Source organism: Pseudomonas fluorescens (assembly GCF_900636825.1).
Taxonomy (GTDB): domain Bacteria; phylum Pseudomonadota; class Gammaproteobacteria; order Pseudomonadales; family Pseudomonadaceae; genus Aquipseudomonas; species Aquipseudomonas fluorescens_BG.
In genome coordinates this window covers 1,192,910-1,205,142 of sequence record NZ_LR134318.1, presented here as the reverse complement: position 1 = coordinate 1,205,142, position 12,233 = coordinate 1,192,910, and the positions used below count along the sequence as shown (strand labels likewise).

The 12,233-nt window shown below is 58.9% G+C and carries 13 protein-coding genes; 4 read left to right on the top strand and 9 right to left on the bottom strand.

The window, feature by feature from the left end; translation table 11 throughout:
* Positions 1 to 116: 116 nt before the first annotated feature.
* Together dsbC and xerD are read right to left on the bottom strand one after the other, a co-directional pair.
* Positions 117 to 848 carry a bifunctional protein-disulfide isomerase/oxidoreductase DsbC gene (gene dsbC, locus EL257_RS05440; RefSeq protein WP_126360504.1) on the bottom strand — a complete coding sequence of 244 codons (732 nt, stop codon included), beginning with the start codon at positions 846 to 848 and terminating at the stop codon, positions 117 to 119.
* Between the two features lie 254 nt (positions 849 to 1,102).
* On the bottom strand, positions 1,103 to 1,999 hold the full coding sequence (xerD, locus tag EL257_RS05435; RefSeq protein ID WP_126360502.1) for a site-specific tyrosine recombinase XerD: 897 nt from the start codon (positions 1,997 to 1,999) through the stop codon (positions 1,103 to 1,105).
* A 108-nt stretch (positions 2,000 to 2,107) separates the two neighbouring features.
* Here xerD and EL257_RS05430 point away from each other — a divergent pair, with 108 nt between their 5' ends.
* The gene (locus tag EL257_RS05430; protein ID WP_126360500.1) at positions 2,108 to 3,916 is read left to right on the top strand and encodes a cation:proton antiporter; all 1,809 of its coding nucleotides are present in this window, start codon (positions 2,108 to 2,110) and stop codon (positions 3,914 to 3,916) included.
* Positions 3,917 to 4,002: 86 nt separating this feature from the next.
* Here EL257_RS05430 and EL257_RS05425 read toward each other — a convergent pair whose 3' ends face one another.
* The 6 genes from EL257_RS05425 to ffh form a co-directional block, all read right to left on the bottom strand.
* The gene (locus EL257_RS05425) at positions 4,003 to 4,416 is read right to left on the bottom strand and encodes an acyl-CoA thioesterase (protein ID WP_126360498.1); all 414 of its coding nucleotides are present in this window, start codon (positions 4,414 to 4,416) and stop codon (positions 4,003 to 4,005) included.
* Positions 4,417 to 4,558: 142 nt separating this feature from the next.
* A complete protein-coding gene (gene rplS / locus EL257_RS05420; protein ID WP_003175895.1) occupies positions 4,559 to 4,909 on the bottom strand; it encodes a 50S ribosomal protein L19 in 351 nt (116 codons plus the stop codon).
* A 45-nt stretch (positions 4,910 to 4,954) separates the two neighbouring features.
* Positions 4,955 to 5,665 carry a tRNA (guanosine(37)-N1)-methyltransferase TrmD gene (gene trmD / locus EL257_RS05415; protein ID WP_232013095.1) on the bottom strand — a complete coding sequence of 237 codons (711 nt, stop codon included), beginning with the start codon at positions 5,663 to 5,665 and terminating at the stop codon, positions 4,955 to 4,957.
* A gap of 43 nt (positions 5,666 to 5,708) precedes the next feature.
* Entirely contained in the window at positions 5,709 to 6,245 is a 537-nt protein-coding gene (rimM, locus tag EL257_RS05410; protein ID WP_126360494.1) for a ribosome maturation factor RimM, read from the bottom strand.
* 5 nt (positions 6,246 to 6,250) lie between these two features.
* Positions 6,251 to 6,502, bottom strand: a complete 252-nt coding sequence (gene rpsP / locus EL257_RS05405; RefSeq protein WP_003185073.1) for a 30S ribosomal protein S16 — start codon at positions 6,500 to 6,502, stop codon at positions 6,251 to 6,253.
* Positions 6,503 to 6,800: 298 nt separating this feature from the next.
* Entirely contained in the window at positions 6,801 to 8,177 is a 1,377-nt protein-coding gene (gene ffh / locus EL257_RS05400) for a signal recognition particle protein (protein WP_126360492.1), read from the bottom strand.
* A 210-nt stretch (positions 8,178 to 8,387) separates the two neighbouring features.
* On the opposite strand from ffh, the gene EL257_RS05395 reads away from it, so the two are divergent.
* Together EL257_RS05395 and EL257_RS05390 are read left to right on the top strand one after the other, a co-directional pair.
* Complete coding sequence (locus EL257_RS05395) at positions 8,388 to 9,200, top strand: cytochrome C assembly family protein (RefSeq protein ID WP_126360490.1); 813 nt, start codon at positions 8,388 to 8,390, stop codon at positions 9,198 to 9,200.
* 12 nt (positions 9,201 to 9,212) lie between these two features.
* Positions 9,213 to 10,454, top strand: a complete 1,242-nt coding sequence (locus tag EL257_RS05390) for a transporter associated domain-containing protein (protein WP_126360488.1) — start codon at positions 9,213 to 9,215, stop codon at positions 10,452 to 10,454.
* 4 nt (positions 10,455 to 10,458) lie between these two features.
* Here the strand turns inward: EL257_RS05390 and EL257_RS28350 are convergent, their stop codons facing one another.
* The gene (locus tag EL257_RS28350; protein WP_419866611.1) at positions 10,459 to 10,614 is read right to left on the bottom strand and encodes a thiocillin family RiPP; all 156 of its coding nucleotides are present in this window, start codon (positions 10,612 to 10,614) and stop codon (positions 10,459 to 10,461) included.
* A gap of 285 nt (positions 10,615 to 10,899) precedes the next feature.
* On the opposite strand from EL257_RS28350, the gene EL257_RS05380 reads away from it, so the two are divergent.
* The gene (locus tag EL257_RS05380; RefSeq protein ID WP_126360486.1) at positions 10,900 to 12,216 is read left to right on the top strand and encodes an MFS transporter; all 1,317 of its coding nucleotides are present in this window, start codon (positions 10,900 to 10,902) and stop codon (positions 12,214 to 12,216) included.
* The last annotated feature ends 17 nt before the right edge of the window (positions 12,217 to 12,233 follow it).

Here is a 12,233-nt window from a genome sequence, read left to right as displayed (position 1 = left end):
AAACGGCCGACGCAGGGTCGGCCGGAAAACAACCGCGTGCTCGCGGCTCTCTATTGATGGCCCGGCGTTGTTGCTGCCGGACCATGATCGTCAACGGCTGTCCGTGACGATGCGAATTACTTGGCGCCCAGCGCCAGTTTGGCGACTTGTGGCGCAGGCTGGTAGCCCGGAATGACTTGTCCGTCAGCCAAAACGATGGCCGGTGTGCCGTTCACGCCGATCGACTGACCGAGGGCGAATTGTTTGGAGACCGGGTTATCGCACTTGGCGGCCTTGATTTCCTTGCCATCGACCATTTTGTCCATGGCAGCTTTTTTGTCTTTCGAGCACCACACGGCTTGCAGTTGCTCGTCACCCGGCGAGTTCAGACCCTGGCGCGGGAATGCCACGTAACGCACTTCGATGCCGCGCTTGTTCAGCTCTGGCACTTCCTCGTGCAGTTTGTGGCAATACGGGCAAGTGGTGTCGGTGAACACGGTGATGTGCGATTTGGTTTCGCCCACGGCCGGGTAAACCACGGTTTCGGCGACCGGAATGGCGTTGATCAGTTTGGAAACGCCCAGGCGCTCGGTTTTTTCGGTCAGGTTGACCGGCTTGCCGTTCTCGAGCTGGTACAGGTTGCCCTGCACAATGTACTGGCCATCGGCGCTGGCATAGAGCACACGGCTGCCCTTGAGCTTGACTTCGTACATGCCCGGCAACGGGCTGGCGGAGATGCTTTCTACCGGAACTTCGAGTTCGAGGTTTTCCAGGCTTTTACGGATGGCTTTGTCGGCCGCGTCATCGGCGACGGCAAAGGTGCTGACCAACGCAATGGCTGCGGCGGCAAAAATCTGGGTCAGACGCATGAGAACTCCTGAGGGCGGACAAATGGAACGATCAGAACGCCCGTGCCTGAACACCGGGTCATAACCGTCCATCGTGCAAACCGGCAAAGCCTAACACATAAGGTCACGAGGGCCGAATGCGCCTGTCGCCATAGATCACACCGTTTTATGTAGGAGCTGCCGAAGGCTGCGATCTTTTGATCTTGCTTTTGATTTCAAGAAAAACAACATCAAAAGATCGCAGCCTTCGGCAGCTCCTACAGACAATTTTGTGTTCAGCCGCGCGGATGGTGTTTGGCGTGCAGGTCCTGCAGGCGGGCGCGGGCGACGTGGGTGTAAATCTGCGTGGTCGACAGGTCGCTGTGGCCGAGCAACATCTGCACGACGCGCAAGTCGGCACCGTGGTTGAGCAAGTGTGTGGCGAAGGCATGACGCAAGGTGTGCGGCGACAGCGACTTGCCGATTCCGGCGACCTTGGCCTGATGCTTGATGCGGTGCCAGAACGTCTGGCGGGTCATCTGCTCGCCGCGCTGGCTGGGAAACAGCACATCGCTGGGCCGGCCCCCCAGCAGTTCGCCGCGACCGTCACGCATGTAGCGCTCGACCCAGACAATCGCCTCCTCGCCCATCGGCACCAGACGCTCCTTGCTGCCCTTGCCCATCACCCGCAGGACGCCCTGACGCAAATTGACCTGCTCCAGCGTCAGGCTGATCAGTTCGGTGACTCGTAATCCGCAGGCGTACAACACTTCCAACATGGCGCGATCACGCTGGCCGATGGCCTCGCTCAGATCCGGCGCTTTCAGCAGCGCCTCGACGTCAGCTTCCGAGAGGGATTTGGGCAGCGGCCTGCCCAACTGGGGCATATCAACGCGCAAGGTCGGGTCGACGCTGATCAGCTTCTCGCGCAACAGATAGCGATAAAAGCCCCGCACACCGGAGAGAAATCTGGCGGTGGAGCGTGGCTTGTAATTTTGCTCCAGACGCCAGGCCAGGTGATCAAGGATCAACTCGCGACCGGCGTCGATCAGTTCCAGGTTTTTCTCCTGCAACCAGCCATTGAACAGCGCCAGATCGCTGCGATAGGCGCCGCGGGTGTTATCGGACAGGCCTTTCTCCAGCCATATAGCGTCGAGGAATTGATCAATCAGCGGATGGTCGATGGCAGGCATGGGCGCTCATGTCACGCGGCCTTGAGGCCGGCGCGCAAATGTTGAGTGAACTGTAGGAATGGGCGCTAGTCTTTCATAGCCCGCCATTTCAAGGAACAGGGAGCATCGATGAACGAGCAGGAAATTCTCTTGGCATTTGGCGGGATAGGCGCAGCAGCGCTGGCTTGCCAATGGCTGGCCTGGCGCCTGAAGTTACCGGCGATTCTGTTTCTGTTGCTGACCGGCATTCTGGTCGGGCCGGTACTGGGCTGGCTCGACCCACAGGAAATGTTCGGTCCCTTGCTGATGCCGTTGGTGTCTCTGGCGGTGGCGCTGATTCTGTTCGAGGGCAGCCTGACACTGCACTTGTCGGAATGGAAAGAGATCGGCAGCGTCGTTCATCGCCTGGTGACCATCGGCGCGCTATCGACCTGGGTGGTCATTGCGGTCGCTACGCACTTCCTGCTGGGGTTCGACTGGATGCTCGCCATTCTCTTCGGCAGCCTCACGCTGGTCACCGGCCCGACGGTGATCGTGCCGATGCTCCGTGTGGTGCGACCGAAAGCCTCGATCGCCAACATTTTGCGCTGGGAGGGCATCGTCATTGACCCGATCGGCGCGCTGCTCGCCGTTGTGGTTTACAGCTTCATCATTGCCAGCGCCGATGGCCATGGGCTCAAGCAGAGTCTTTTGACCTTCGGCGGGGTGATTCTGTGCGGCGCGGTGTTCGGAATCGTCGGTGGCTGGGTGTTGGGGACGATTATTCGCCGGCAATGGCTGCCCGAGTACCTGCACAACCTCGCTTCGCTGGCGGCCGTGCTGGGGATCTTCATTGCTGCCAACGAAGTGATGCATGAGTCCGGCTTGTTGGCAGTGACGCTGATGGGCATGTGGCTGGCAAACATGAAGGGCGTGGACGTTCGACACATCCTGCACTTCAAGGAAAACCTCAGCGTGCTGCTGATTTCCGGCTTGTTCATTCTGTTGGCGGCGCGTCTGGATTTGTATGCCTTGATCGGGCTGGGCCCGCTGGTACTGATTCTGCTGCTGGTGATTCAGTTGATTGCCCGGCCGTTGAACGTGCTGCTGAGCACGGCTGGTTCGAGCCTGAGTTGGCGTGAGCGCGCCTTGCTGTGCTGGATCGCGCCACGGGGGATCGTCGCGGCGGCGGTGTCGGCGATTTTCGCGATTCGTCTGCATGAGGCCGGGCATGAAGGCGCCTTGCTGCTGGTGCCGCTGACCTTCGCTGTGATCATCGGCACCGTCGTCCTGCAAAGCGCCACGGCGCGACCGCTGGCACGGCTGCTGAAGGTCGCCGAACCGGCGCCGAGTGGTTTCCTGATCGTCGGCGCGAACAGCCCGGCGCGGGAGCTGGGCAAATCGCTGCAGCAACTGGGCAGCCGCGTGCTGCTGACCGATTCGAGCTGGGAAAACATCCGTGCTGCGCGCATGGAAGGCTTGCCGACGTATTTCGGCAACCCGGCTTCGCAACATGCCGATGCGCATCTGGATCTGGTCGGCCTGGGGCATTTGCTGGCGCTGTCGCCGTCAGGTGAACTCAATACGCTGGCGGCGATGCGTTTTCGCCATGACTTCGGCCATCAACGACTGTTTGGTTTGGCCAGCGGTCATGAAAGTCGCCGCAGTGACAAGCATCGTGCAAGCCTGGAGCATCGTGGCAATCAACTGGGCAGCGAGGCGTTCACTTACGCGAAACTGGCCAGCCAGATGGGCCAGGGCGCCGAGTTGTACAGCACAACATTGACCGATGGCTTTGGCTGGGAGGACTACCGGGCGTTGCACGGCAATCGCGCGACGTTGCTGTTCATGCGTGATGACAGTGGCTGGGTGCATGTTGTGACACCGGAGACGACGTTGAATCCCGGCGCGGGGTGGACGTTGCTGGCGTTGATTCAGCCTGAGGCACAACAGGCTTGAAAGCAAAAGATCGCAGCCTTCGGCAGCTCCTACATGTAATGCGTTTTTCCTGTAGGAGCTGCCGAAGGCTGCGATCTTTTTAAAATTCAAGCAGCAAATCCCGGCAGCACCGGCACCGGTCGCTTGTCATCATCAATGGCAACGAAGCTGAACTGCCCATGAATCGCCTTCTCGCGACCATCACAGCTCATGCTCTCGACAAACACTTCCACCTCGACCTTGAGGCTGGTGTTGCCGACCTTGATTACCTTCCCCACCAACTCAACGATCGACCCCGCCGGGATCGCGTGGTTGAAGTCGATGCGATCGGTAGACACGGTTACCAGCGGCAAACGGCAGAATCGCGTGGCGGTGATGAACGAGACTTCGTCCATCCACGCCAGCGCAGTGCCACCAAACAGGGTGTTGTGATGGTTGGTGGTCGGCGGGAAGACGGCTTTGGTTACGCGGGTCACCGAGAGTTCGGTGCGGCGTTTGATTTCCTTGTCGCGGGTGGTCATGGCAAGACTCGATTTCTGGCTCCCGAATACAAGCAAGATCAAAAGATCGCAGCCCGAGCCTTCGGCAGCTCCTAAAGAGGAAGAATTTTGGGCAACAAAAAAGCAGCCCGTAGGCTGCTTTTTTCTGCATCGGAAGCTGGACTTAAGCCAGTTTTTCCTTGATGCGAGCTGCTTTACCCGACAGGTCGCGCAGGTAGTACAGCTTGGCTTTACGTACGTCACCGCGACGTTTGACAGCCATGCTGTCGATCTGCGGGGAGTAGGTCTGGAAAGTACGTTCTACGCCAACACCGTTGGAGATTTTACGCACGGTGAACGCACTGTTCACGCCGCGGTTACGCTTGGCGATTACAACGCCTTCGAACGCTTGCAGACGGGAACGATCGCCTTCCTTCACTTTCACCTGAACGACAATAGTGTCGCCTGGGGCGAAGGTAGGGATTTCTTTGGTCATCTGCTCTGCTTCGAGTGCAAGGATGATTTTGTTGGTCATGCTGTGCTCCTAAGGTAAATCGTTCGATCTACCATCGATACGTTGTTAACTATCGTCCCGCTCGCGGATGTATTCCTCGAGCAGCTTCTTCTCTTCTCCAGAAAGCGAGCGGCTTTCCAGAAGATCGGCGCGTCGTTCAAAGGTCCTACCAAGGGACTGCTGTAAACGCCAACGCCGGATATGCGCGTGATTGCCACTCAGCAACACGTCGGGAACACGCTGATCCGCATACACCTCCGGTCGGGTGTAGTGCGGGCAATCCAGCAGACCATCCGTAAAGGAATCTTCCTCAGCGGAATCCGCATGCCCTAAAGCTCCAGGCAGCAGTCGTGTAACCGCATCGATCAGGACCATCGCCGGCAGCTCGCCGCCAGACAGTACATAGTCGCCAATCGACCACTCTTCATCGACATGAGCCTCAATAAAGCGCTCGTCAATGCCTTCATAGCGGCCGGCAATCAGGATCAATGCATCCGATTGTGCCAGCTCGCGTACCGCCGACTGAGTCAGTTGACGGCCTTGGGGGGACAGGTAAATCACCTTCGCCGCCTCCCCGGCTGCTGCCTTGGCGTGAACCAGAGCATCTTCCAGGGGCTTGATCTTCATCACCATGCCCGGACCACCGCCAAACGGGCGATCGTCCACAGTGTGATGCCGATCCGTCGTGTAGTTCCGCGGATTCCAACAGGTCAGCTGCAAGAGCCCCTGTTTGACCGCACGACTGGTGATGCCGTAATCGCCAATGGCGGAAAACATCTCGGGAAACAAACTGATCACTTCTACGCGCAAGTTAGCCACGTCAGAAGTCCGCGTCCCAATCCACCTTCATCTCGCCCGCTTCCAGGTCGATGGCCAACACGCATTGCTCGGTATAGGGCAACAGGCGTTCGCGATCATCCAGGCTGCCAGCGCAAGGCTTGACGACCATTACATCATTGGCGCCGGTTTCCAGAAGATGATCGATCTTCCCGAGCAATTGCCCGAGGGTGTCGATGACCTTCAGACCTTCCAGCTGGTACCAGTAGTACTCGCCATCGGTCAATTCAGCGAACAGATTGCGCGGCACGCAGATCTCGTAACCGGCCAGAAGACGAGCTTCTTCACGATCATCAAGACCCTTGAGCTTTGCGACCAGGAACTTGTCGCTCCCGCGTCCACTGACCAGCTCGACCTGTTTGACATTGCCTTCGCGCTTGAGCGTCCAGGTTTTGTACTGCAACAGGTTTTCAGTCGGATCAGTAAAGGAATAAACCTTCACTTCGCCGCGAACGCCGTGAACAGAATAAATTTTGCCAATAACGATCAAATCATCGGCAACAGCAGGCGTCGCGTTCATATTGCTCAGGCCGCAGCCTTGGCAGATTCCTTCAACAACTGAGCAACGCGCTCAGAAGGTTGTGCACCAACGCTCAGCCAGTAGGCTACGCGCTCTTGGTTCACGGACAGACGGATTTCCTGACCACGGGCAACAGGGTTGAAGAAACCAACCTGTTCTTTGTGGGAGCCGTCACGCGGGTTACGCGAGTCGGTTACGGTCAGGTGGTAAAACGGGCGCTTTTTGGAGCCGCCAAGGGCAAGACGGATTGTTAGCATGTGAACATCGTTCCTGTAGTCGGTGCTGCAAATCTAAATGCACAGCGGGCATGGGTGCCCGAAAGGCCGCATATTCTAAGGAATATCCGGACTTTTGCAAATGACTTTTTCCGGCGCCTATGGCATGCCGTGCAGATTTGCATAGAGAGCCGTCGATGAAAACGGCCAGTCAGCTCCCGCCGAGTGCGGGTTTGCTGTTGATCCTGCATCCTTGCAGGGTCTGCGCCGGTGCGACGACCGGCGAAGCATTGATGTCCTGTCCCACCCGTTTTGCTGATTTACGGTGAGACAGAACAGCTTACATCTTCGGCATGCCGCCGCCGGGCAACATACCGCCCATGCCGCGCATCATTTTTGCCATCCCGCCTTTGGCGGTAAATTTCTTCATCATTTTCTGCATCTGCTTGTGCTGCTTGATCAAGCGACCGATGTCCTGCACCTGAGTGCCGGAACCCATGGCGATCCGGCGTTTGCGCGAACCGCTGATCAGTTCAGGGTCGCGGCGCTCGGCCGGGGTCATGGAATTGATGATGGCTTCCATCTGCTTGAATTGCTTCTCTGCGGCGTTCTGGGCATTGCCCATTTGCGACAGGTTGACACCGCCGATGCTCGGCAGTTTGTCCATGAGCCCGCCGAGGCCGCCCATGTTCTTCATCTGTTGCAGCTGATCGCGGAAGTCTTCGAGGTCGAAGCCCTTGCCCTTCTTCAGCTTCTTGGCCAGTTTGTCGGCCTTGTCCTTGTCGAGAGTCGCTTCAGCCTGTTCGATCAGGCTGAGCACGTCGCCCATGCCGAGGATTCGCGAAGCGATCCGCTCAGGGTGGAATGGGTCGAGCGCTTCGCTCTTCTCGCCCATACCGATGAACTTGATCGGCTTGCCAGTGATGGCGCGCACCGACAGTGCAGCACCGCCACGGGCGTCGCCGTCGACCTTGGTCAGGATCACACCGGTCAGCGGCAGCGCATCGCCAAATGCCTTGGCCGTGTTGGCGGCGTCCTGGCCGGTCATGGCGTCGACCACGAACAGCGTTTCGACCGGGTTGATCGCGGCGTGCAGTGCCTTGATCTCGCCCATCATCTCTTCGTCGATGTGCAGACGACCGGCGGTATCGACGATGACCACGTCGATGAATTTCAGCTTCGCTTCTTTAATAGCCGCCGTGGCGATGTCGACCGGCTTCTGGCTCAGGTCGGACGGGAAGAACGTGACGCCGATGTCGCTGGCCAGGGTTTCCAGCTGCTTGATCGCCGCCGGACGGTAGATGTCCGCCGACACGACCATGACCGACTTCTTCTTGCGCTCTTTAAGGAAGCGCGCGAGTTTGCCGGCGGTGGTGGTTTTACCCGCACCCTGCAGACCGGCCATCAGAATCACGGCCGGCGGCACGGCGCTGAGGTTCAAGTCTTCGTTGGCCGCGCCCATCAGGCTTTCGAGTTCGGCCTGGACGATCTTCACGAACGCCTGGCCCGGCGTCAGGCTGCGCGACACCTCGGTGCCGACAGCGCGCTCCTTGACCGAATTGACGAAGTCCTTGACCACCGGCAGCGCGACGTCAGCTTCGAGCAACGCCATGCGCACTTCACGCAGGGTGTCTTTGATATTGTCCTCGGTCAGCTTCGCCTTGCCGGTGACATGGCGCAGCGTCTGCGAGAGACGGTCGGTTAAGTTTTCAAACATTGCGCGATCCTTTCAGGCCCTGTACAGACCGGGATAATGGCGGCCCAGACCGGAATCAACATGTGCTCGGCGAGCCTGCGGCGTGGGCAGGTCGCGGATTATAGCGAAGACTGCGGCCGGCGGACACCTCGCCGTCAGCTTCCTGAGTCTTTCGTGCAATGGCGGTTCTATGCCAAACTCAGCGCCTTTCGGGCTTGCCTAACAGGATTTATGCTCCCCTTGTCACCCAGTTTGCTGACCACCCTCGCCGCCGCCCTGCTCTACGCCGCTGCGACCCTTTATCAAAGCACCCGTCTGGCCACCGGCGCCAAGGCGAACAAGCGCCTGCTCGTCAGCCTCGGCGTGTTCGCGGTGATTGCTCACGGCGCCAGCCTGCTCACCCACCTGCTGACCCCGATCGGTCTGGGCCTGGACTTCTTCAGCGCCTCAAGTCTGATCGCCGCTGCGGTGATTGCCCTGACGCTTCTGGCCTGCTCGCGCATCCCGGTGGAAAACCTCCTGGTGCTGCTGTTCCCCCTCGGCGCCATCACGGTATTGCTGGCGCAATTCGCGCCGACCGGCACGGTGCAGATCATCGATGAAGAGCCGGGCATCCTCGCGCACATTCTGTTGTCGATCCTGGCCTACGGCATGTTCACCATCGCGGTATTCCAGGCCTTGCTGCTGCTGGTGCAAGACCACCAGCTCAAGCACAAACACCCGTCCGGGCTGATCAAGAACTTCCCGCCGCTGCAGACCATGGAAAGCCTGCTGTTCGGTTTCCTCTGGGCCGGCTGGACGCTGCTGTCGCTGTCGCTGATTTCCGGGTGGCTGTTCGTCGAGAACCTGTTTGCCCAGCATCTGGTGCACAAGACGCTGCTGGCCTGTCTGGCGTGGATCGTGTTCAGCGTGCTGTTGTGGGGCCGTAATCGTCTCGGCTGGCGTGGACACAAAGCGATTCGCTGGACCCTCGCCGGTTTCTGCCTGCTGATGTTGGCGTACTTCGGCAGCAAACTGGTTCGTGAATACATTCTGCACATCTGACGGGCGGCATAAATGGACGGTTTGCCCATAGGGCCGATGCTCGCGGTATTTGTCCTGCTGATTTTATGGTCTGGGCTGTTTACCGCCGTCGAAATCGCGCAGCAGCATTTGCTCGCACAACGCACCGCCTCGCGCGCCAGCGATAAACCGCTGGCGAAGCTGAGCTTCCCGCTCGACAGCCTGATCCTGTGCAACACATTGTGCCGTGCGCTCGCGGTGATCATCGCGACGCTGCTGGCGATTTTCCTCTGTGAAGAAAACGGCCCGTGGGCGGCTTGCCTCGGCGCCAGTGCGATCCTGCTGGTTTTCGCCGATTATTTCCCGCGCACCGTGGCCCGCCGCTATCCCGACGCCGTGCTGGCATTCGGCAACGCGCTGCTGGCCGTGCCGCTGAAAATCGTCTACCCGTTCGCCTGGCTGTTCAGCCGCCTCAGCGGTTTGCTGATGACTCCGTTTACGCGCAAGGCTCAGGTCGTGCAGCAGAGCGAAGACGAGCTGCCGGCCGAGCGTCATGATGATCCGGAGCATCCGGTCCGTGCCCATCCGGTTTCCGGCATACACGCACTCGACAGCATCACGGTCAACGACATTCTGGTGCCGCGCAGTGATGTTGACGGGATCAACCTTGATGATCCGATCGAGGAGATCATCGAACAACTGCGCCAAAACAAACGCACGCGTCTGCCAGTGTTTCACAGCGATATCAATCAGGTCGAAGCGGTGCTCAACACCCGTCACATCGGCCATTTGCTGAATGACAGCAAATTGACCCGCGAGGCCCTGCTGGCCGCCAGTTACGAGCCGTATTTCGTCCCCGAAAGCACACCGCTGCAGCTGCAATTGCTTAACTTCCACAAGCAGCAACGGCGCCTGGGCATGGTGGTGGACGAATACGGCGAAGTGCTCGGCATCGTGACTCTGGAAGATATTCTCGAAGAGATCGTCGGCGAATTCGAGAGCGAACACAGTCTCGACAACCCGCACATTCATCCGCAGCCCGACGGGCGCATGGTGATCGATGGTGCCGCGTCGATTCGCGACTTGAACAAGTGCCTCGGCTGGCATTTGCCGAGCGACGGGCCGAAGACTCTCAATGGCCTGGTCACCGAAGCGCTGGAAACCATTCCGGAAAGCGCGGTGTGCCTGAAGATCGGGCGTTATCGCCTGGAAATCCTCGAGACCGAAGAGAACAGGGTGAGCAAGGTGTTGATCTGGCATACCTCGTCTGTGCCGGCTTTGGTGCCTGCCCGATAGAAGATCAAAAGATCAAAAGATCGCAGCCTTCGGCAGCTCCTACATTGGAATGCGTTCCAAATGTTCCAAATGCCCCAAATGTCCCAAATGTCCCAAATGTCCCAAATGTCCCAAATGTCCCAAATGTCCCAAATGTCCCAAATTGTCCCAAATGTTCCAAATGTTCCAAATGTTCCAAATGTTCCAAATGTTCCAAATGTAGGAGCTGCCGCAGGCTGCGATCTTTTGCTCTTGTTCAATCGTTAGCCCCCTTCCTATAATCGATCCGCTTACCCAGCGCCGCCGTACCTTGTGCTTACCCCGCACACAACAGGTTTCGGCCAATTCCGCTGTACTCCGGCGACTGTTCCTACCTGAAACAGCGACCGCGCCTCATCCCACATCCCTGGGTGTTCGACCATAATAATTCGCTCCACTGGAGCTCATGACTGTCAGGGATCACCGCATGACGACCCAAACCGCTTACAGCGAAACCGCGCCTGCCCAGCCGACCAACTCCGCCACCCGCGTGGCCACGGCAAGTTTTATCGGCACCGCCATCGAGTTCTACGACTTCTACGTCTACGCCACCGCTGCAGCGCTGGTGATCGGGCCGGTGTTCTTTCCGCAAACGTCTGGCACCGCGCAAATGCTTTCGGCGTTTCTCACCTTCGGCATCGCTTTCCTCGCCCGTCCGCTGGGTTCGGCGCTGTTTGGCCACTTCGGCGACCGCATCGGGCGTAAATCCACGCTGGTCGCTTCGCTACTTTTGATGGGCGTTTGTACGACATTGATTGGCGTACTACCGGGCTACGACAGCATTGGTGCCTGGGCGCCGATTCTGCTCTGCGTGCTGCGCTTCGGTCAGGGCTTGGGATTGGGCGGGGAATGGGGCGGCGCAGCGCTGCTCGCCACGGAAAACGCGCCGAAGGGCAAACGCGCATGGTTCGGCATGTTCCCGCAACTCGGCCCTTCGATCGGTTTTCTGGCGGCCAACGGTTTGTTCCTGACCCTGGCCATGACCCTCGATGACGAACAGTTCCGCAGTTGGGGCTGGCGCATTCCATTTCTACTCAGCGCGGCGCTGGTGATGGTCGGTCTGTATGTGCGCCTCAAACTGCATGAAACGCCAGTGTTCGCCAACGCCATCGCCCGCCAGGAGCGCGTGAAGATGCCGTTGGTCGAGCTGTTCAGTCAGTACTGGGCACCGACGCTGCTGGGCGCGATGGCCATGGTGGTCTGCTATGCGCTGTTTTATATCTCGACGGTGTTCTCCCTCAGCTACGGCGTGTCCACGCTGGGATATAGCCGCGAGACTTTCCTCGGCCTGCTGTGCTTCGCCGTATTGTTCATGGCCGCAGCCACACCGCTATCCGCCTGGGCCAGTGACCGTTTCGGACGCAAACCGGTATTGCTCATCGGCGGCATGCTGGCGGTGCTTTCCGGGTTTCTGATGGAACCGTTGCTGACGCAAGGCTCGACCTGGGGCGTGGCGCTGTTTCTGTGCATCGAGCTGTTTTTGATGGGCGTAACGTTCGCACCGATGGGCGCACTGCTGCCTGAGCTGTTTCCGACCCATGTGCGTTATACCGGTGCTTCGGCAGCGTACAACCTGGGCGGGATAGTCGGGGCCTCGGCGGCGCCGTTCTTTGCGCAGAAACTGGTGGCGATGGGCGGGTTGAGCTATGTCGGCGGGTATGTGTCGGCGGCGGCGGTGTTGAGTTTGATTGCGGTGTTGTGTTTGAAGGAGACGCGCAATAACGATCTGAATCGGGTGGCCTGATAGACCACCATTGCGGG